The organism is Trichocoleus sp. FACHB-591 (genome assembly GCF_014695845.1).
In the GTDB taxonomy this organism is placed as follows: Bacteria; Cyanobacteriota; Cyanobacteriia; order FACHB-46; family FACHB-46; genus Trichocoleus.
This window is the reverse complement of the sequence record NZ_JACJPA010000045.1, coordinates 226862-246761: the sequence shown is the minus strand read 5'-3', so window position 1 is coordinate 246761 and position 19900 is coordinate 226862. Positions and strand designations below refer to the sequence as shown.

Below are 19900 nucleotides of genomic sequence, written 5' to 3'. Positions count from 1 at the left end.
CCTGCCTACAGAAAACGAGACAATAGGGTGTAAACCAGACGAAATAGAGCGGCCACTGCGATCGCGATCAGTCCAGCAAAGGTCACGACAATTAAAATGTTGGGGAAGAACGTCAACGTCCAGAACCCCTTAAGCAGATACATTAGACCCAGCGTGATTCCGGTAATGATTACCAGATCCACCTTTTCGATCACGCGCCGAGATTGAGCCCACACCAAGACACTCAACACAACTAGGGAGACTCCTGCCCCGATCCAAAGCGGTTGGAACAAGCTCGTAAGCGCGATCGCAATGAGTCCTCCCTCAAACCCTGTAAATGCCGCGCCACCTAGTAGTTCCAGCGTGGAGAAGCGAGGCCGAGTCATCGAGGGTGGGGCAGGAGGACTAACAACAGGTGGTGGCGGAGGAGTTGGGGAAGTGGAAACTGGAACAGGTGGTGGGGGAGTTGCTGTGGTGCCTTGGGAAACAGGCGGTGGGGGAGAAACTGACGGGGTAGCCCTTGGTGCCAGTGCTGCCGTCACCTCGGCTACAGATTGGAAGCGCTGGCTTGGTGTGGCTAAGAGCATCCGATCCAAAACATCAGCCAGGCGATCGCTAAGCGTTACCTGAGATCGCCAACTCCAGGAATTGCTGTAAGAGTCAAAGAGGTCACCGGGTTCTTTGCCTGTCAATAAATGAATACAAGTGACCGCAAGGGCATATAAATCTGTAGCGGGGTAGACTTGGCCGCCGGAGGTTTGTTCGGGTGGGGCATAACCAGTGGAGTAGATTCCAGTTGAAGATTTTGAGGTAGCGCCTGCCGCCTTTTTAACCGCGCCAAAGTCTAGTAAATAAATACGACCATTGCGGTGCCGCATGATGTTGGAGGGTTTAATGTCGCGATGGATGGAATGATTGTCATGCACAAACCGCAAAATCTTCAGTACTTCCACCAAAACTTCCACCACCTCATCCTGGGAAAGCTGCCCCTTCTGAGCTAGCTCCTCCTCCATATTCTGGCCGTCTATAAACTCCTGTACCAAGTAGAAAAATTCGTCTTGCTTATTAGAGGTGCGGCTCGGCACCGTCAAAGAGAAAAAAGCAAATAGATCAGGAATCTGGGGGTGGTTGTTGCCTAGTTGCTCTAGAACTTCGGCCTCACGCTCAAAAAGATTTTTAGCCACTTCAATCTGATCAGCACTCAAGTCACCTGACGGCTGGAACTGCTTAACCACACATTGGCGCATTGCTGGGGTGTAGCGATCGCGAGCTAGAAATGCAGCTCCAAAGCCACCCTTACCTAGCAGCTTCAGTGGCAAGTAGCGACCCAGCAGAATTAAAGACATGCCACAAGTGGTGCAATACTTTTGTGGCACTGTTTTCAAGACTTGGGTGTTATCTAAATCAGCAAACGAATTTTGCGGTCTTAGGCAGCCTGGACGGGTGCAGTAAAGATCCATGAGCTTTCAGGTGATGGCAATTGGGCTAATCCATACCACTAGAGCTAGGAACCACGGTTGTCAAAGCAGGTGATCCTAAAAGTTCAGCCTCGTGCTGCTTCATAGCCTGAGTTGGGTTGCTGAATCGAGGCAAAACCTCATTGAGAAACGCTTCAGCGGCTTTCGAGCGGTAACGATTGGGATTGAGAATGACAGAGAGCATCCGTTGAACGACGACCTCATCAATCCTGGCTCGATGCAGGACTCCCATCTGAAGTTCTTTCTCAATGGCAGAAACTGAGACGAAGGCAGCTCCTAAGCCCGACTGCACCGCATTTTTAATCGCTTCTATCGAATTGAGTTCCATCTCAATTTTGAGTCGACGAGTTTCAATCCCACAGCGCGTTAAAACTTGATCAATCACCTTGCGAATCGTGGATTGCGAGTCTAAGGCGATAAATTGCAGTTTATAAAGGTCTTCTTTCTGAATCGTGCTCACCCTAGCAAAAGGGTGAAACACAGGTAAGATGAGTGCGAGTTCGTCTTCAGCGTAGGGAATAATTTCTAATGAATCTTGCAGTTCAGGAGGAACCTCACCTCCAATGATCGCTAGGTCAATTTGTCCATTCGCTACACTCCAGGAGGTTCGACGGGTGGAATGAACATGCAACTGCACCGAGACATCAGGGTATTGTTGCCGAAATAAGCCAATCATGCGGGGAAGTAGGTAAGTTCCCGTCGTCTGACTCGCTCCAATAATTAGGGTGCCACCTTGAAGATTTTGCAGATCTTCGATCGCGCGACAGGTTTCTTGACACAGCGTTAAGATTTTTTCCCCATAACTGAGGAGTAGGTGACCTGCTTCGGTCAGTTGAGCCCGACGACCACCACGATCGAACAACGGCACATCAAGTTGCCGCTCTAGATTCTGCACCTGCAAGCTGACGGCGGGTTGAGAGACATATAAGCTGTCAGCGGCTCGCTTAAAACTTCCCTCAGCGGCGATCGCTTTGAGAATACGGAGTTGATCCAAGGTAAAAGGAAGGTCAGACATAACGGCTAAACCTGCGAAAAAGGAGCCTAATAGCACCAAGTCAATGAACAGAAATTAACAGAATTTACAGAATTTAGGGAAATGTAAAATTTGCGACGGTGGGTGCATGTATTGTATGGATTCTAGGATGATGCTAGTTAGGCAATCGGAAACCAAATTTCTTCCCCACACTACTTTGTGGCACAAATTAAACCGGATCCATTGCAGCGAAATTGAAAATAAATGAAACTTAGCGTTTGAAGCATTTATGAAGCGGGAGGTTGTCCGGGACTTTCTGAATTTACCAGGAATTGCGGGTGTTGCCCTAATGGATGGGCGATCGCGCCCCTACTTTTGTGGCGTCGATCAAACGTTAAACTTTCAACAGAAAGAAGCACTCGCTCAAGGAATTCGGCAAGTAGTTGAAACGACCCCAGATGGATTTGAATCTTTCGTCTTTCAATTCACGGGGCACCAAGTTTTCATCTATAAACTTGAGCACGGCATTATTTTGTTGGTGTTAGCACGCTCACAGCTAGTTTATGCAGACTATTTAGAAGCGATCGTCAACCTCAAAGCCGCTTTGCAAGAAGACATCACCACCGCGATCGCAACTTTCCGCTTATTAGCCAGCGATGTCACCATGTCAGGCCACAACTACTGGAAACAGCGGATTGATGGCAACCCCACCAGCACTCTAGACTCCAGCCTAACCACAGGTGCTCGCTCTTTTAGTCGCGACTCACCCGCTGCTATCAATCCATCCCTTTCAGACTTAGAGCCTGCTGCTACACCCTTGAATGGTAAACAAAGTTCATCCACACCCCCGCAGACTCCACCTCCGGTTGGTCTAGAGTCCCATGCCCCTAGTTATGCCCCTGTAGACCTAAAGGAGCTACTGACAACACTCAATCACCTGAGCCAGTTCACCACCCAGTACCTTGGTACGGCAGTGATCACTAACTATTGGAAATCTAGTCGTCCGGATTTGGATTGGTTGCGTAACTTCCAGGTCGATCGCTCAGCTCAGCTCACCTTTTCTAGCCCACTGGCTCAAGGCACCAACCAACCAATTACGACTGAACAACAGCAATGGATTCAGCAGTGGGTGGTTGCGTTCATCAAACGGTGTTCTCAAGTTATTCGTGACTTTCCCACCATTGTTGAGCAAAGAGCCTTAAATGACCGCCAAAAACAAATCTTATTACAGCAATCTCCATAAGTTTTTCTACAGCATTCGGTGTTAAAAATATGGCTAAAATTGTTCGACTAGAACCGATCGCCCAGCAAACTTCGGTTGAAACTAACGGTAGTCTGCTTTCAATTTTGATCAACAAAGACTTAGACGTGCTCAAAGAATGCGGTGGGCGAGGCATGTGTGCCACCTGTCACGTTTATGTGAGTCAGGGGATGGACTCCCTCTCCCCCATGAACCGCCGGGAGCAGCGAACTTTAGAAATCATTACTACATGCAAACCTAACTCCCGCCTCGCTTGTCAATCGCGAGTATTGGGCAATGGTGTGGTGGTGGAGCTACCACCTGGTATGTACATCAACTCGTTACAGGATATTGAGGCGCTAATCGGGCGACGAGCCGAGCAAGATTTACTCCACCCGATTACAGGCCAAGTCCTAGTTGAAGTCGGAAAATTGATTACTCGTTCTATGCTGAAGCAACTAGAAGACACGAGTTTCAAAGTCGGAGAATATTTCCCTCATACGACTGATGTTTAAGGGCTGTTCTAAGGGGAGTGAATCCGATCTTTAACTTAGTGACTCAATTAATCTAGCTTTTTTGCCTTAGCTTTTCCTCGCTTTAGCGCATGGGTTGAGGTTGGTTGTGTTCCTAATCTTCAAACCTGGGGCATTATTAAGAGAACTTAAGCCTTTGGCCAACGCTCCACACCCATGCTGAGTCAAATTCAATATCTGAGCCAAGCAGTAGATGGTCGATATGCCACGGATGAAGAGCTACAGTTCATCAGTGACTATCTTCAGTCTTTTAATCTTCGCCTGAGTGCTTATGCCAGACTCCAAGTAGCTGAGGCTACCATTGTCCAACAGGTGCAGGCCAAGCTGCGATCGCTCGATCCCGCATTGCTTCAAAATGGCTCAGAAGATGTAACTGGAAAATGGCGACGAGATACCATCCGAGTATTGCGCTACTCTGCGATCGCAATGTTGCTCAATGATGCCGATTGGCTACGCGATCGCCTACTGTATTGGATGCAAACAGTGATGAAAGCGTTTGGAGCCCAACGGAGTTGCGATGCCACCTATCAGATCATGCAAGAGGTGGTGCAGCAACACTTAACTCCTCCAGAAGCCCGTTTGTTTTGTCCCATCCTAGAGCTAAATCGTGCTTTGCTAGGGGGCTCGCCGGATTCTTAGGTGAGAAGCACAACTCTGACAAACTAGGCTTGTTTCCCAATGATTTAGGGCTGCTATAGATTTATAACTGTTAGATTTATAGCATTTAGGGAATATTGATCAGTGGGGAAGCTGGGATTTTCCTGGACCGTTGCAGACTGTTTCAGATTGGAATGCTCCGTGGGTGATCCTAAGAGACTAAGCATTGTAAAGACCCAACAACCTCTAGTTTCGCCAGCCCTTAAAATAGGAACGCAGTTTTGTTAAACATCAGCCTGCCGCATTGCTCTAGCCATTTTTGCGGATCAGTGAGCTGAGTGAGAGCGCAAATTAAAACCCTTACGTTTGTTTCTATTTCAGTCCATTTGCACTTTGCCAAGAGCATCCTATGGTGATCGCAGCTAACAGCTCCCAAACCCTTAAAAACAAAATTGCTAAGAAGCATAATCACTACGGCTTCAAAGACTTCTTTCAGTTTGATCCTGATCGCGGCACGATCGTAGATTGGAACGGTAGCCAAAATCTTCTGACCAGTGAAGACTTTATTATTGGCTTGGTCGAAGGTCTGGAAGAGGAAGTCGGTGATGCTTCTGCCGCCATCATGTACACCATTGGTTGTGAGTGGGGGCAGAAAGATTCTTTTTTCTTTGAAAAATGGTTTGAGAAAGAGTTTGAACGCAACATGCGCCAAACTAACTTATTGTTCCTCCTAGAAACTTGGTGGTGGCCTTTTACCTCTCAAGGTTGGGGACGCTGGGAAGTAGACTTGGGCGATCGCAAACAGGGATTTATGTTCATCAACCTGTTTGACTCAGCCGTTGCTCGATCTCTAGGGGACGTTGGTAAGCCAGTTTGTTATCTGTACGCAGGCTTATTTGCGGGCTTCTTTACAGAAATGGTGAAAAAGCAACTGAGCTGCATTGAAATTCAGTGCTACTCAATGGGTGAAACCTACTGCAAGTTTCTGTTGGGCGGGCAAGATCGGATTGATGCGGCTGCCTTCTGGCTCAATGAAGGTGCTACAGCACGAGATATTGAGAAGCGTTTACGTTTGGGAGATAGATTGGGATGACTGCTATCACTGTTGCTCCACCCAATGGCACTAAACCTGAACCCCAATCTAAGAGTTGGTTGCAGTCTTCAGTTCAAGCTTTTTTTACAGGTTTTAATTGGGAAGACCAGTCAGCTGAAGTGCAAGAGCTGAAACTTCAGGGATTACAAGGAACCAACACTCCTTTAAGCTTGACTCTGAGTGTGAACCAATTCTTTGGTGCCATCAACTGGGAAGGTGTGGCGGCAGCGGCTCCTGTAGCAGTTTTAGCTCCCACATCGCAACCTGTATCGGTAGCGAATGACTTGACCCTGGATGATTTCTCTAGCCTTTTTTAGGCTGCCGCTTTTAGCTTGTCCCTTTGGCTTCTCATAGTTAGCTTAGCTTGCCACTCTCAGCTCGCTTTTGGGTGAGCGCTTTCTTGCAACCTCTCTAAATCTGGCCTGTAATTATGCACCAACAAATTGAATCGCTTTTCGATGAAGCTGAGAGTCGTTACTTAAAACCTGAAGAATTAGGTGTCTTGAGTCAGTATGTGGACTCTTTGCCACAACGACTAGAAGCCTATCGGCAGTTGCGTGATCAAGAATTGGATGTGATGCAACAGGTTGCTAATCAATTGCAAGCAGCGCTGCCCCAGGAAGAAACAGAGACTTTAGAGCGGAGCATCAAGCATGCTTTGCTGCTGCTGCGTTACTGTGCCATGTCGATGTTGCTTAATGACAATTCTTTTGTGCAGAATCGTCTGTTGAGTTGGCTGACTCGCACGGTCCAAACCTATAACACGCAAACGGTTGACATGACGCTGTATCGGTTCCTGAATCAGCGTTTAAGCCAAGTCCTTACTCCCCAACAGTTGAACTTGTTGAAACCGCCGCTAGCGTTGGCTCAAAATACGCTACTGAACCAGGTTAAGGCTTAAAGTTTGGAGATAGCCTGAAGCGATCGCGATTTTCTTCACTTTCTGACAAACTTCTAGCCATTCGTCACTGAATTTCTTTAGAGCAGTTTTTATGATTTCTGTTGCTGATCTACTGATTGATAATCGTATTCCTGGCAATTATTTTGCGACCGATGCTTATGTTCAGGGCGACCTAGAACTGGGCCTGCTGGAAAACCGTCGAGGCGATCGCTTATTGGCCTTGCCTGAGACTTTGATTCAAGGCATTTATGCGGGCCTAGATAAAGAAACAGGCCAAGCGACTCGTTTAGTTTTAATGAACTGTGGTCGCTGGTGGGGTAAAAACTTTTATGCTCGCTTTTGCGAAGAGCTGAACGACTATTACGGCACTGCCTTAGCCGACATGGCAATGGTTGAGTTTTTGCAATCTCTACAGCAATGTTGGCTGACTCACGGTTGGGGGAAAATTGATTTAGATCAATCCCATCAAAACCGAGGATTTTTGGTGGTAGAGATCGTGAATTCTCCCTTTGCTCAGCATGCTCCTAAACTCAATCGTCCGGTCTGCTTTTTAGAAGCTGGAATTCTCAGCTCGTTCTTCAGCCAGCTAACCAATAAAGACCTTTACTGTGTGCAGACGACCTGTGAATCAATGGGCGCTGATCGCAACCGTTTTATCTTAGGTTTAGCCAAGCGGCTGGAGCCAGCAGAAGCTATGGTAGAGAATCAGCTAGACCATGAAGCGATTATGCAAAAACTCTGTGCTTAAATTGGCTTAACTTGTGTCAAATCGGTTAGCCCGTCCTGAGCCACCTGCTTCCCAACCCCTAAAACGCTCCAAGTATCGATTGCTTGGGTTGGTGGGTCAGGGGCAATTTGGTCGTGTCTTTTGCGCCAGTCATCGTAAAACAGGTCGTTTGGTTGCGCTCAAAGAGCTAGATCATCAACGCTTTCCTACGCATAAATTCCTCCGCGAGTTGCGTTTTCTGCTGAGCTTACAGCATGCCAACATTGTGACCTGCCAAGCTTTGGAGCATACTCGTCGCGGTCGCTACCTCGTAATGGATTATTGCGAGGGTGGCACACTACGCAGCTTAATGGAAGGGTCGGCACCCCTAACGTTGGCCCAAGGTCTAAAGCTGATGCTAGATATTCTGGCGGGGCTATCTCATGCCCATCAGCGCAGCATTGTGCATTGTGATATTAAGCCAGAAAACATTTTACTCAATATCCAACCTCGCGGCTGGACGGCAAGGATCTCAGATTTTGGCATTGCTCGCTTAAGTCGAGAACTTGCTCAAGAAGCAGGGAATACGGGTTCACCTGCCTATATGGCTCCTGAGCGCTTCTATGGGCAGTACTTTCTCTCCTCTGACCTCTACGCGGTAGGTATTTTGTTCTTCGAGCTGCTGCTCGGTTATCGCCCTTTTTCTGGCTCGCCCGTGGAGTTGATGTCGGCTCATTTGAACTCACCCGTCAATATTCCAGAGGTTGTCCCAGCCGAACTTAGTCAAGTCGTGCTGACTGCGCTACAAAAACTGCCAGCTCGACGCTTCCAGACGGCTGAAGAAATGTTGGCTGCTACTCAGTTGGCTGTGGAAGAACTAGGTGCTAGGTTGCCGCTAGAGTCGATTCACTTGCCGCTCTTGCCCTCTCCTCACTCCTCAATGCCCCAATGCGCCTTTCATAGCGTAGAGCAGGAGTCTTTAATCGCACCGATGGCTAGCTTGGCAGTGATAGCTTCTTCCGCAGGCCAATGGCTTTATCGCAGCACAAACCTCGCTTGTAATGGAGAGATTATTGCTGATCAGTTGATGTCTGCTCCAACCATTCCTCTAGCCATTCGGAAACAACGGGTGGGTGCGATCGCAGTTCCGGAGATGATTCAGGCTTTGGTGGCTCGTCCTCAGGGCTGTTTTGCGATCGCGTCTCGCTCGATTTATCTGTTGCCCTTAGATCAGGCGATTCCTGTTGCTAGTAATGATGGACGGCTCTTAACTCGACCACTGGTGCAGCTTGATTCAGAATTTGTGGCTACTGTCGCACCCCAAGGCCATTGGTTGGCAACAGCGGCTCATCGACCTGAGGCGACGGCGACAGCAATCACGATTTGGCGTCATCAACTTAGCCAACCAGACCAACAATTTGTCGCTCAAGCGGCGATCGAGCATCAATCCGCTAGTTCCTGCCAAATCCTGGCATTAGATTCGCGACATCTTGCGGTGATCTCTACCCTAGGTAACAACTCCACAGAAAGCTTCTCCACAGGCGTACTCTCTAGCAGTAGCAAGCCATTAAGTGGAAGCGGCCAATCTGGTTTGTCTCCTGGAACCTTAATTGTCGGTTACACCCGACGGGGACAGCGGTTGGGCTCTTGGTTACTGCCTTTGGCGGTTGACTCACTCATTTCGAGTGCGATTCCCTACCGCGTCTTGGGAAAAGAGGCAGGTTGTACAGACTCAATGGTGCTAATCGATCTCAAGCCGCTGCGAGTACGGCGAATTAGAGTCAATCTACAGCCAGCCATATTTGTTGCTACAGCTTGGGGTTATGTGTTGGCCGATCGCCAGGGACAACTAGTTTTATTAGACGAAGAAGGCCAACAATTAGGTCAAATCGCTGCCCCTACCGTTACTTCTGCGGATTCCCCCACGTTAGCTACAGCGATCGCTACTTTTAGCAATTTTGGAGTTTTGCTGGCGACCTGGCAGCAAGCGACTCAGCAAGGGCACATTCATACGATTGACTTGAGAGAGTTTGACCTAGATTTGATGTTTTAGCAGTTAAGGGGCACGGCTATAGAGGCGCAAGGTTAGAGCGTAAGTTAGTTGGCAAAAAACGATACCCTGTAACCTAGTAACTAAATTTGCTCTCTCCAACTTTAGAATGTCCTACGATTGGTTGACTTCTAGCCACTTGATTATGCTGGGGCTGCTCTTGGGATTTGCGATCGCTCACAGCGGTCTAGCAGCACTGCGATCCCGTGGCGAGAAATTGATTGGCCCTCGCCTGTATCGAGTTTTATTTGCGTTGGTGAGTTTGCCCTTCGCCTCAGTACTAATTATTTACTTCTTTAATCACCGCTACGACGGGTTGCAGCTTTGGCAGGTGCAAGGGGTCCCTGGCGTCAAAGAAACAGTTTGGATTCTCTCGGCTATTTCCTTTTTGTTTCTTTATCCAGCGACATTTAACTTGTTGGAAGTTGCAGCCATTCAGAAACCTCAGGTGCACCTGTTTGAGACGGGGATCATGCGGGTTACCCGCCATCCGCAAATGGTAGGGCAGCTAATTTGGTGTATTGCTCATACGCTATGGTTGGGCACTACCTTTACACTTTTGACCTCGGTGGGTCTAATGGCGCATCATCTCTTTGCCGTGTGGCATGGCGATCGCCGTCTCCAAGTGCGCTATGGTGAATCTTTTGAAACCCTAAAATCCCGCACTTCCGTAATTCCTTTTTTAGCGGTCTGGCAAGGTCATCAAACCCTTAGTTGGCGGGAGTTTATGCGTCCTGCTTATGTAGGAGTAGCAGGATTTGTCCTAATTTTTTGGTGGGCACATCCACTTTTAATGCGTGCCACGGGGAGCGTAGGCTGGTAGCATGATCCCAAACGAGATCAAATAACAAACCTTGAGGGATCATGCAATTGTCTGTGAATGAGCGGACGTTTAAACAAGAGGTTTTAGAATCTCCAACTCCCGTTTTAGTAAATTTTGGGGCTCCTTGGTGTGGTCTTTGCCGCATGATTAATCCTCTGCTCAGCCACTTCCAGGCGGAGTGGGGTGAGCAAGTGAAGCTAGTGGGGATCAATGCAGACGAAAGCCTCAAGCTATCTAGCACCTATCGACTCACTACCTTGCCGACCCTACTTTGGTTTGAAGGGGGCAAGGTGCTGCATCGGATTGACAGCTTTCATGGGCGTGACGACCTACGGCTGGCTTTAGAGAAAATTGCGCTGAGCCGAACGCTCTCTGCCAGTAAATTGCCGACTTCCTCATAACAACAAACCTTTGATACAGACTTAAACAGACTTAATTGGTACTATCAACACTTGCAAAAGCGCGTATAACAACCCAACGAGTCACATTAACTCAATTATTTTTTTCAAATTAATTCTTTGCGTCAATCCCCATTCAGGATGCTTGAATGGGGAAATTTATGCTGAGATGAAAACTGGGAATACTGACGGCACCTTGACTGTTTTGCATTTAAGGCCGTAGATGTAGTCGAAAACATCTACTGTTAATTCTTGGCTAAGCCCTGCTTCAAGCTAAAGACGTTGATTTCTACTTGACAGTCTCCGTCCCAAGTGTATGCCAGAATGTTAAGGGCTTTGCCAACATAGAGTAGGTAGAAAAACTAAAGTAGGCGCGAGTGATGGAACCGATATATCAGTATGCCTGGCTGATTCCAGTGCTGCCGCTGCTAGGCGCGATGATAGTGGGCCTAGGTCTAATCTCTTACGGAGAAACCACAGCCCGTCTGCGACGTGTCAGCGCAGTCTTCATCGTGTCGCTGATTGGAGCGGCAATGGTGCTCTCCTTTGCGTTGCTTTGGAGTCAGTGGCAAGGACACGAAACTTATACCCAAATGATTGATTGGGCGGCGGCTGGAAACTTCCAGTTAGCGATGGGGTATACCATTGACCACCTCACATCACTGATGCTGGTGATTGTGACGACAGTGGCCTTCCTAGTAATGGTCTACACCGATGGCTATATGGCTCACGACCCAGGATATGTGCGCTTCTACGCCTACCTGAGTTTGTTCAGCTCCTCTATGTTGGGTCTGGTCATTAGTCCAAATTTGGTGCAGGTCTACATCTTCTGGGAACTGGTAGGGATGTGCTCCTACCTGCTGATCGGCTTTTGGTACGATCGCAAAGCTGCTGCTGATGCTTGCCAAAAAGCTTTTGTCACCAACCGAGTCGGTGACTTTGGTTTGCTGTTAGGAATTTTGGGCTTATTCTGGGCCACCAATAGCTTCGAGTTTGATGTGATTGGCGATCGCCTGCATGAACTCACGGCTTCTGGATCTTTGAGTGCAGGGCTAGCTGCTTTATTTGCGGTTTTAGTCTTTTTAGGACCAGTCGCGAAATCGGCTCAGTTTCCGCTGCATGTTTGGCTACCCGATGCGATGGAAGGCCCGACTCCCATTTCTGCCCTGATTCACGCGGCAACGATGGTGGCCGCGGGTGTATTCCTGATAGCACGGATGTTCCCGGTATTTGAGGGCATTCCCCTCGTGATGGACGTGATTGCCTGGACAGGAGCCTTCACAGCGTTCCTAGGAGCCACGATCGCGATTACCCAAAACGATATTAAAAAAGGTCTAGCTTATTCCACCATGTCCCAATTGGGTTACATGGTGATGGCGATGGGAGCAGGGGCTTACACAGCAGGGCTGTTCCACCTAATGACTCATGCCTACTTCAAGGCGATGTTGTTCTTGGGTTCTGGCTCTGTGATTCATGGCATGGAAGCCGTGGTAGGCCATGATCCAGCTTACGCCCAGGATATGCGGTTGATGGGTGGTCTGCGGAAGTATATGCCGATCACAGGTTTAACTTTCCTCATTGGCACCCTAGCTATCTCTGGAATTCCGCCTTTTGCGGGTTTCTGGTCTAAAGATGAGATTTTGGGAGCTGCTTTTGCTGCCAATCCCGCTCTGTGGGCGGTCGGCTGGCTAACCGCTGGGATCACTGCCTTCTACATGTTCCGCATGTACTTCTCAACCTTTGAAGGCCCATTCCGAGGTGCAGACTCTGACATTCGCCAGAAAATTCGGATTGAAACGCTGCAAGCTCGTGGTTTAGCGTTTGGCCCTGGGGCGATGAATCCTCAAGAGCTAACTCTAGGAGAAGCTGAGGATCATGAAGTGCATAGCGGGGACGAGCACGAGCATAGTGGCTCTCCCCATGAATCGCCGATCACCATGACGCTGCCGCTGTTGGTGTTGGCAGTGCCTTCGATGCTGATTGGTTTGATAGGGACTCCATTCAACAACTACTTTGAAGCGTTCATTCACCCACCCACGGAAGCGGCGCATGAGGTGATGGAAGCGGCAGAAGCTTTTAACTTGAATGAGTTTCTGGTGTTGGCAGGCGGCTCCGTTGGCGTTTCCCTGATTGGGATCACGCTGGCTTCGCTGATGTATCTGCGGCACCAAATTGATCCAGGGGCGATCGCGGCTAAGATTCCTTCCTTCTACAAACTCTCCAAAAATAAGTGGTACTTTGACGAAATCTACGACGCAGTCTTCATCCAAGGCAGCCGTCGTCTGGCTCGTCAAGTGCTAGAGGTAGACGTGCGGATTGTAGACGGGGTTGTGAACCTAGCTGGATTCGTTACCTTAATTACAGGCGAAGGTCTGAAATATCTAGAGAATGGTCGAGCGCAGTTCTACGCCTTAATTGTGTTTGGGGCGGTGCTGGGCTTGGTAATTCTCTCTGGCATTACCTAAAACGACAGGGGCGGGACCATCCCGCCCTTTGCGGTTTAAAACTGAGTTTTGATTGATTGTGATTTTAAGCTGTTATGGATTTGACACATTTTCCTTGGCTCAGTACGAGCATTTTGTTTCCGATCGCGGCAGCTTTGCTCTTGCCCATCATTCCAGATAAGGATGGTCGCACTGTCCGCTGGTATGCCCTAATTGTGGGGTTGCTCGATTTTGCCCTACTGGTTTACGCTTTTTATACGCAATACGACTTCTCCAACCCAGGCTTGCAACTGGTGGAGAGCTATTCCTGGGTGCCGCAACTAGACCTGAAATGGTCGGTGGGCGCTGATGGCCTCTCCATGCCGCTGATTTTGCTCACAGGCTTTATTACGACGTTGGCAACTTTGGCAGCTTGGCCTGTCACTCTGAAGCCAAAACTGTTTTACTTCCTGTTGCTAGCGATGTACGGTGGCCAGATTGCAGTGTTTGCTGTACAGGATATGCTGCTGTTCTTCCTGGTATGGGAGCTGGAGCTGATCCCGGTTTACCTGCTGCTGGCGATTTGGGGTGGCAAAAAGCGCCTTTATGCCGCGACCAAGTTTATCCTTTATACGGCTGGGGGATCGCTGTTCATTTTGGTGGCCGCTTTGGCAATGGCCTTCTACGGCGATACGGTCACGTTTGACATGCGAGCGCTGATGGATAAACATCTGCCCGTTAACTTGCAATTCTGGCTGTATGCCGCATTCTTGATTGCTTACGCGGTGAAGCTGCCGATCTTCCCGCTGCATACTTGGCTACCGGACGCGCACGGGGAGGCAACGGCTCCAGTTCACATGTTGCTGGCGGGAATCCTGCTGAAGATGGGTGGTTATGCCCTAATTCGGATGAATGCTGAAATGTTGCCTGATGCCCACGCCTATTTCGCCCCGATTTTGGTGGTGTTAGGGGTGGTGAACATCATTTACGCAGCCCTGACCTCGTTTGCTCAGCGCAACCTGAAGCGAAAAATTGCCTATTCCTCGATTTCGCACATGGGCTTTGTGCTGATTGGGATTGGCTCTTTCACCGATTTGGGCTTGAGTGGCGCGGTGCTGCAAATGGTCTCCCACGGTCTGATTGGGGCCAGCCTCTTCTTCCTGGTAGGGGCTACCTACGATCGCACCCATACGCTGATTTTGGATGAGATGGGTGGTGTGGGTAAACAAATGCCCAAAATTTTCTCAATGTTTACCACTTGCTCATTAGCTTCCTTGGCTCTGCCTGGGATGAGTGGATTTGTGGCTGAGTTAATGGTGTTTGTCGGCTTCTCTACCAGTGATGCTTACAGCTCCACCTTTAAGGTGATCATTGTCTTCTTGGCTGCGATCGGGGTGATTCTGACTCCGATTTACCTACTCTCGATGCTACGAGAAATCTTCTTTGGGCCAGAAAACAAGGAACTCACGTCTCACGAAACTTTGATTGATGCTGAGCCGCGTGAAGTGTTCATCGTGGCTTGCTTGCTGATCCCTATTATCGGGATTGGTTTCTACCCCAAGCTGTTGACACAGGTTTACGACGCTAAAACCCAACAACTCACGGCTCGCTTGCGTGATTCTGTGTTTACGATCGCTCAAAGGCCACAGTCAACTACGGCTTCGACGCTACCTTCTTTCTTACCGCTAGGGATCAAAGCACAATCGCTGCAAGCTCCGACGCTGGGCGATCGCTAACCCTCGACTAATCCTCTAAGTTCATTAGCGAAAACTTTTGCTAAACCTCAGCTCCTCGCTGGGGTTTTTTGTTGGGCGATCGCGTCCTGCCAAATACGTTAAGCATAATGGGAGCATGACCCGAATTGCATGAGGTGAAGCAGCGATGGCGGTTCAGTTACTCCGGCGGTAGTTTACGGTGACGCAGTATCACCAAATGGTTGAGGCAGGCATTCTGCCTGAGGATGACCGCGTGGAATTGCTTGAGGGAGAAATTATTGATCTATCGCCTATCAGTAGCCGTCATGCTGCTTGTGTGAATCGTCTAAATTATTTGTTCCACGATCGCCTCCGAGATCGCGTGATTGTAGCGGCTCAAAATCCAGTGGAGCTAAGCGATCGCTTGGAACCGCAACCAGATGTAGCCTTACTGCAACCTCGTCCAGATTTTTACGAAGCGGGTCATCCTCAGCCGCAGGATATTTTGTTGCTGGTGGAGGTGGCGGACACCACAGTTGAGTTTGACCGGGAGATCAAGATCCCACTCTACGCCAAGAGTGGAGTGCGGGAGGTGTGGCTGGTGGATTTGAACGAGAATGCGATCGCGGTTTACCGGGAGCCGAGTTTGAGGGGTTATGACCAGGTGCAGCAGTTGCAGCGAGGGCAAGAATTAACTGTGCAGGCATTGACAGATGTTAGTTTGGCTGTAGATGAAGTGCTGGGATAATAATTGCATCTGATAATGGACAACTATGGCTGACGAGCTACTTAAAGCATTTCAAGAAGCTTACCGAAATTTAGAGCTGTTACCCCTGATTGGGCAGAACGACCTGGAGAGATTCAGGGTGGACTATGGCAATGATGTGATTGAGGAGCTAGAGCAACTCGTTGAGGATAGCCCTAATCGAGATGGCAAAATTATTTTCACGGGGCATCGAGGTTGCGGCAAATCTACTCTGCTGGCTGAATTTTCTCGACGATTTGATGATCGTTATTTTGTAGTGCTGTTCTCAATCGCAGACACCATTGAGATGTCGGATGTAAATCACACCAACATTTTGTTTGCGATCGCGGTTAATTTGATGACCGAGGCTGAGAAGCAGCAGATCAAAATTCCCAAGTCCACGAGAGATGAGTTTTATAAGTGGTTTGCCACTCGAACTAAAACCGAGACTGAAACGGTAGGGGCTGAAGTTTCAAGTGGATTAAATTTATTAAAAATAATTAGTAGCAAGTTAAAAGTTGATGCAACTGTTCGCCACGAAATCAAGCAGGAGTTTGAACGTAGAATCTCAGATTTAGTTGCTCAAATTAATATTATTGCAGCTTCAATCCAAGCTGTGATCAAAAAAGATGTTTTAGTGATTATTGATGACTTAGACAAACTGGAGTTGTCCAGAGTTAACGATATTTACCGCGACAATATTAAAGCGCTTTGTTTGCCTGGATTCCGAATTATTTATACGATTCCCATTGCTGTTCTGCGGGATAAGTTTCTCAGACCTCTACTCGAAACAGAAACTAACGATCAAGTTGTCGTGATGTCCGTAGTGAAGCTGTTTGAGAAAGGAAAAAGTCGCCAAATAGATGCTCAACCACGCCCAGAAGCCCAGGAAGTGTTGTGTGAGATTCTGAAAAAACGAATTTCAGATCAGCTTTTAGAGCACCAGACTGCCGAGAAAATTGTGCTAAGTAGTGGCGGTGTATTGCGAGAGTTAATCCGCATTGCGAATGAGTGTTGCCGCATTTGTTTACGCTTAATCCGTCGCAAACCAGATCAACCCGTTGTGATTGAGGATGAGATTTTAGATCTGGCTGTGAATGGAATTCGGAATGATTTTGCGGTTCCTCTCGGAAAAGTTGATTACGAGATTCTGCGAAAAACCTATGAAAGTTTTATGCCCGATGATCCAAAACAAGCAGAATTCTTAGACTTGTTACATGGGCTGTATGTATTGGAGTATCGCAATCGTCAAAACTGGTATGACGTACACCCGATTGTGGTGGATTTGCTGAAAGAGCAGGGTTTAGTCAATGGCACTTAGAGAACTGCCAGATCCACAGGTGCAAAATCAAGATGCTTACGACGATCTTGTGGTGGCGCTCGAAGCGAGTGAGGGTGCTCTGAGCCTCTTGATTGCGGTTTGTGATGACAGCAATTTGAGAGATGAGATTACTGGGCGATATGAAGCAGAGCTAGAAGCCAAGATGCGCTGCTACCGCGTTCAACTCGATCGCGAAGAACCCAGCCTGAAACGAGCGATCGCCCAAACCGTTGAATCTGATGAATACTTGCAGCAAGGTGGTAGTGCAGTTTTTACAGTCTTGGGAGCCGAGCAGCTTTTCTTCTTAAAGCTAGGACAGGAGCGATCGCAGCAAGAAATCTTTTTCGGTTATTTGCAATGGACTAGAGAAGGGTTGCGGGAGTTTCCCTATCCAATTGTCCTGTGGGTGACAAACCAACTCTTGAAGGAGTTGAGTAAAAAAGCGCCCGATTTTTGGAGCTGGCGGAAAGGAGTATTTCGGTTTGCTTCTCGCAAAACAGTGATGGTGTCCAAAACAGAGATGTCTCCGTTGCACTCAACGTTGACAGATTTGGGCATTGCTGGCCTAGATGAAGAAGCTTTGCTGCCTTTAGAAGACTTACAAGTACTGATTCGGCAAACAGAGCAACAACGGGGCACAAAAGATCCGTTGTTAGCCAGCCTCTACCTCAGCATGGGTCAGATTTATGCCCGCAGGCTAGAGCGAGGTGAGGTTCAAGATTATCAAGCCGAGCAAATATGTGCGATTGAGTATCTTCGTAAAGCTGCTGACCTACAAAAAGAACTAGGGTTAGAAGAAAACTTCGCAACTAGCCTGAGCTGGTTGGCATTCCTCTATAAGTCTCAAGGGCGTTACGAGGAAGCAGAACCGCTGTATGTGCAAGCCTTGGCGTTGAGCAAACGGTTCTTGGGAGAAGAGCATCCCCATGTGGCACAAAGCCTGAACAATCTAGCAAACCTCTACCAGTTCCAAGGGCGCTACGAGGAAGCAGAACCGCTGTTGATGCAAGCCTTGGCATTATATAAACGGTTGTTGGGAGAAGAGCATCCCGATGTGGCTCTCAGCCTGAACAATCTAGGGGGACTCTACAAGTCCCAAGGGCGCTACGAGGAAGCAGAACCGCTGTTGATGCAAGCCTTGGCGTTATACAAACGGTTGTTGGGAGAGGATCATCCCGATGTGGCAACGAGCCTGAACAATCTGGCATACCTCTACAAGTCCCAAGGGCGCTACGAGGAAGCAGAACCGCTGTTGGTGCAAGCCTTGGCGAGCGCACAACAATGCTTAGGAAACAATCACCCGAATACCGTTACTATCCGTAAGAATTTGGACAGGTTGCAACAAGCGATCGCCTCCCAACAACCTTCCACCTTTAAAGCTGAATCATAAGTTACGAACGATCGCTTGGTCCTAAGTTATCTGGTAACTCTTCTGCTGAACATTGCAGCACCTCCAACAGAGCCTTGAACTGGCGGATTGTTAGCTTTGGCTCTGCTCTACCAACTTCCTATACTGATGGTTTGAACAGCTACTGCCAGAGCATCAGCAATTTGCTTTTGAGTCAAATCGTGGCTTTTCCCTAGCCGAAAACACTTGCGGAAAAGGGGGTCTGGGAGGCGATCGCGTAGCTTCGTAATCTAAATCACCGACACCCGCTCAAATTGTCACATTCCCCCTGATTGCACATCACCTGTGGCAACCGAGGGATCACCGATATTAAATATGTCGATGTTCCCCACACGCAGATGTCAGTTGAACTTATTGCCCCCCAAGCTACCCTCGAACAAATCATCGCTAAAATCATCGCTTCCCGCCAAATTAGCCGCCTCGACCAACGCCTGCTTATGAAAGCCTCTTGCCAAGCTGCTCTAACCACTCAAGAAGAAAACCTACTCAAGCAAGTTTATGAGCTGCTGCACCGAGGCTTGCTAAAGGTTGTCAACTGAACTAGTGAGGCATGGTTTGAACTTTGGCAATTTGGGAAAATAACTTAACACAGGTCAGAATTGAATTCCGTCAGATATGATCCGTATGGATCAATTCATCTACGTCTAGGCCGAATCTTATGTCTTTTGATGCTTCTAAAAGACAAGCAAGTGGAAGTTCAAAAATCCTCAACCGTAGGATATTACCCCCCGTTAAGCTGATAGTGAGCGAAGCCGCTAAAATCGAAGCTTTGTCACGGGATCTACTTCACACAAAGCTTGGTATCAAAGAGAACTTTGATGTCCAGATTGATGAATATCCGAAGATCCATAACCTCAATAGTTTTGGCAAGCAAATCGTCATTCAAATGATGAGGAGCAATCCTAGCTTTAAGGGATTCAAAATTGATCTAAAAGACCATATTCTGAGTCCGCATATTCTATTTTTAGCTGGGACGCTATGTGGCAATTTTGACCACATGAACACCAGCCCTTTGTATGGCTTTAAAGTTCTAGATATTGGCTGCGGTGCCCTTTCCTCTTATGCACCTTCTCCAGATGATGAAGACTTACTAGTGCACTTCTACAACGATCACCCACCGATCGCCGCCGAAATCCTGCAAATTCTAGGGGCACAAGTCACTGGAATTGAACCCAGACCACACAACAAACAGGAGTACTCACACCCTCTTTCCTACAAGCACAAAGTCATGGAGTTCTCGGAGATTGGCGACTGGCTGCCCTCTGCCGAAGAGAAGTTTGATGTCATTGCCTGCCTACATCTGTTTAGTCGTTCCGATTTTCTCTATACCTACAGCTCACCCGAGCAAATCACTGACTTCTTCCGTAACTTCAGAAAAGCAATTTCGCCCCAAGGATTGCTATATACCAGCGTGCCTCTCCTGCCTGCCTCGCCAGAAAATCAAGAAACGAATCAGCAAATTTTCCGGGAGGCTGGCTTCAAAGTGATTTATGAGGGGTATTACTGGATTTTGGAACCTGTTTAGACCTAAGTTAGGT

The 19900-nt window shown here is 48.3% G+C and carries 19 protein-coding genes; 17 read left to right on the top strand and 2 right to left on the bottom strand.

Annotated features, from left to right (window positions below; translation table 11 throughout):
* Positions 1-5 precede the first annotated feature (5 nt).
* Together H6F90_RS09305 and H6F90_RS09300 are read right to left on the bottom strand one after the other, a co-directional pair.
* On the bottom strand, positions 6-1439 hold the full coding sequence (locus H6F90_RS09305) for a serine/threonine-protein kinase (RefSeq protein WP_190552190.1): 1434 nt from the start codon (positions 1437-1439) through the stop codon (positions 6-8).
* 25 nt (positions 1440-1464) lie between these two features.
* Positions 1465-2472: a LysR family transcriptional regulator gene (locus H6F90_RS09300; protein WP_190552188.1), complete on the bottom strand. Its 1008-nt coding sequence runs from the start codon at positions 2470-2472 to the stop codon at positions 1465-1467.
* 247 nt (positions 2473-2719) lie between these two features.
* Here H6F90_RS09300 and H6F90_RS09295 point away from each other — a divergent pair, with 247 nt between their 5' ends.
* The 17 genes from H6F90_RS09295 (at position 2720) to H6F90_RS09215 (ending at position 19887) form a co-directional block, all read left to right on the top strand.
* Complete coding sequence (locus H6F90_RS09295; RefSeq protein WP_190552186.1) at positions 2720-3673, top strand: hypothetical protein; 954 nt, start codon at positions 2720-2722, stop codon at positions 3671-3673.
* 29 nt (positions 3674-3702) lie between these two features.
* Positions 3703-4185 (top strand): 2Fe-2S iron-sulfur cluster-binding protein, encoded by a 483-nt coding sequence (locus H6F90_RS09290; RefSeq protein ID WP_190439315.1) that lies wholly within the window; start codon positions 3703-3705, stop codon positions 4183-4185.
* A 174-nt stretch (positions 4186-4359) separates the two neighbouring features.
* Positions 4360-4842, top strand: coding sequence for a phycobilisome protein (locus H6F90_RS09285; RefSeq protein ID WP_190552184.1), 483 nt, complete (start codon positions 4360-4362; stop codon positions 4840-4842).
* Positions 4843-5209: 367 nt separating this feature from the next.
* Positions 5210-5893 carry a V4R domain-containing protein gene (locus H6F90_RS09280; RefSeq protein ID WP_190552182.1) on the top strand — a complete coding sequence of 228 codons (684 nt, stop codon included), beginning with the start codon at positions 5210-5212 and terminating at the stop codon, positions 5891-5893.
* A complete protein-coding gene (locus H6F90_RS09275) occupies positions 5890-6210 on the top strand; it encodes a hypothetical protein (RefSeq protein WP_190552180.1) in 321 nt (106 codons plus the stop codon). Before H6F90_RS09280 ends, H6F90_RS09275 begins: the two co-directional genes overlap by 4 nt.
* 113 nt (positions 6211-6323) lie before the next feature.
* Entirely contained in the window at positions 6324-6794 is a 471-nt protein-coding gene (locus tag H6F90_RS09270) for a hypothetical protein (RefSeq protein WP_190552178.1), read from the top strand.
* Between the two features lie 91 nt (positions 6795-6885).
* Positions 6886-7542: a V4R domain-containing protein gene (locus tag H6F90_RS09265; protein WP_190439303.1), complete on the top strand. Its 657-nt coding sequence runs from the start codon at positions 6886-6888 to the stop codon at positions 7540-7542.
* A 13-nt stretch (positions 7543-7555) separates the two neighbouring features.
* Positions 7556-9553, top strand: a complete 1998-nt coding sequence (locus tag H6F90_RS09260; protein ID WP_190552176.1) for a protein kinase — start codon at positions 7556-7558, stop codon at positions 9551-9553.
* Positions 9554-9659: 106 nt separating this feature from the next.
* Entirely contained in the window at positions 9660-10373 is a 714-nt protein-coding gene (locus H6F90_RS09255; protein WP_190552174.1) for an NnrU family protein, read from the top strand.
* Between the two features lie 41 nt (positions 10374-10414).
* Complete coding sequence (locus H6F90_RS09250) at positions 10415-10774, top strand: co-chaperone YbbN (protein WP_190552172.1); 360 nt, start codon at positions 10415-10417, stop codon at positions 10772-10774.
* A 377-nt stretch (positions 10775-11151) separates the two neighbouring features.
* On the top strand, positions 11152-13236 hold the full coding sequence (locus H6F90_RS09245) for an NAD(P)H-quinone oxidoreductase subunit 5 (protein ID WP_190439291.1): 2085 nt from the start codon (positions 11152-11154) through the stop codon (positions 13234-13236).
* 80 nt (positions 13237-13316) lie between these two features.
* Positions 13317-14930, top strand: a complete 1614-nt coding sequence (locus H6F90_RS09240) for an NAD(P)H-quinone oxidoreductase subunit 4 (protein WP_199295826.1) — start codon at positions 13317-13319, stop codon at positions 14928-14930.
* A 178-nt stretch (positions 14931-15108) separates the two neighbouring features.
* Positions 15109-15636, top strand: a complete 528-nt coding sequence (locus H6F90_RS09235) for a Uma2 family endonuclease (protein ID WP_370587980.1) — start codon at positions 15109-15111, stop codon at positions 15634-15636.
* 25 nt (positions 15637-15661) lie between these two features.
* Positions 15662-16954, top strand: a complete 1293-nt coding sequence (locus tag H6F90_RS09230) for an ATP-binding protein (RefSeq protein WP_190552168.1) — start codon at positions 15662-15664, stop codon at positions 16952-16954.
* On the top strand, positions 16944-18344 hold the full coding sequence (locus tag H6F90_RS09225) for a tetratricopeptide repeat protein (RefSeq protein WP_190552166.1): 1401 nt from the start codon (positions 16944-16946) through the stop codon (positions 18342-18344). The genes H6F90_RS09230 and H6F90_RS09225 overlap by 11 nt, the downstream gene beginning before the upstream one ends.
* A 356-nt stretch (positions 18345-18700) precedes the next feature.
* Complete coding sequence (locus H6F90_RS09220; RefSeq protein ID WP_190552164.1) at positions 18701-18901, top strand: hypothetical protein; 201 nt, start codon at positions 18701-18703, stop codon at positions 18899-18901.
* A 203-nt stretch (positions 18902-19104) separates the two neighbouring features.
* Positions 19105-19887, top strand: a complete 783-nt coding sequence (locus tag H6F90_RS09215; protein ID WP_190552162.1) for a bifunctional 2-polyprenyl-6-hydroxyphenol methylase/3-demethylubiquinol 3-O-methyltransferase UbiG — start codon at positions 19105-19107, stop codon at positions 19885-19887.
* The last annotated feature ends 13 nt before the right edge of the window (positions 19888-19900 follow it).

Excerpts from the sequence above, each read along its gene's own strand:
- H6F90_RS09305 (WP_190552190.1), bottom strand. The coding sequence starts at position 1,439 with ATGGATCTTTACTGCACCCGTCCAGGCTGCCTAAGACCGCAAAATTCG.
- H6F90_RS09300 (WP_190552188.1), bottom strand. The coding sequence starts at position 2,472 with ATGTCTGACCTTCCTTTTACCTTGGATCAACTCCGTATTCTCAAAGCG.
- H6F90_RS09295 (WP_190552186.1), top strand. The coding sequence starts at position 2,720 with ATGAAGCGGGAGGTTGTCCGGGACTTTCTGAATTTACCAGGAATTGCG.
- H6F90_RS09290 (WP_190439315.1), top strand. The coding sequence starts at position 3,703 with ATGGCTAAAATTGTTCGACTAGAACCGATCGCCCAGCAAACTTCGGTT.
- H6F90_RS09285 (WP_190552184.1), top strand. The coding sequence starts at position 4,360 with ATGCTGAGTCAAATTCAATATCTGAGCCAAGCAGTAGATGGTCGATAT.
- H6F90_RS09280 (WP_190552182.1), top strand. The coding sequence starts at position 5,210 with ATGGTGATCGCAGCTAACAGCTCCCAAACCCTTAAAAACAAAATTGCT.
- H6F90_RS09275 (WP_190552180.1), top strand. The coding sequence starts at position 5,890 with ATGACTGCTATCACTGTTGCTCCACCCAATGGCACTAAACCTGAACCC.
- H6F90_RS09270 (WP_190552178.1), top strand. The coding sequence starts at position 6,324 with ATGCACCAACAAATTGAATCGCTTTTCGATGAAGCTGAGAGTCGTTAC.
- H6F90_RS09265 (WP_190439303.1), top strand. The coding sequence starts at position 6,886 with ATGATTTCTGTTGCTGATCTACTGATTGATAATCGTATTCCTGGCAAT.
- H6F90_RS09255 (WP_190552174.1), top strand. The coding sequence starts at position 9,660 with ATGTCCTACGATTGGTTGACTTCTAGCCACTTGATTATGCTGGGGCTG.
- H6F90_RS09250 (WP_190552172.1), top strand. The coding sequence starts at position 10,415 with ATGCAATTGTCTGTGAATGAGCGGACGTTTAAACAAGAGGTTTTAGAA.
- H6F90_RS09245 (WP_190439291.1), top strand. The coding sequence starts at position 11,152 with ATGGAACCGATATATCAGTATGCCTGGCTGATTCCAGTGCTGCCGCTG.
- H6F90_RS09230 (WP_190552168.1), top strand. The coding sequence starts at position 15,662 with ATGGCTGACGAGCTACTTAAAGCATTTCAAGAAGCTTACCGAAATTTA.
- H6F90_RS09225 (WP_190552166.1), top strand. The coding sequence starts at position 16,944 with ATGGCACTTAGAGAACTGCCAGATCCACAGGTGCAAAATCAAGATGCT.
- H6F90_RS09220 (WP_190552164.1), top strand. The coding sequence starts at position 18,701 with ATGTCAGTTGAACTTATTGCCCCCCAAGCTACCCTCGAACAAATCATC.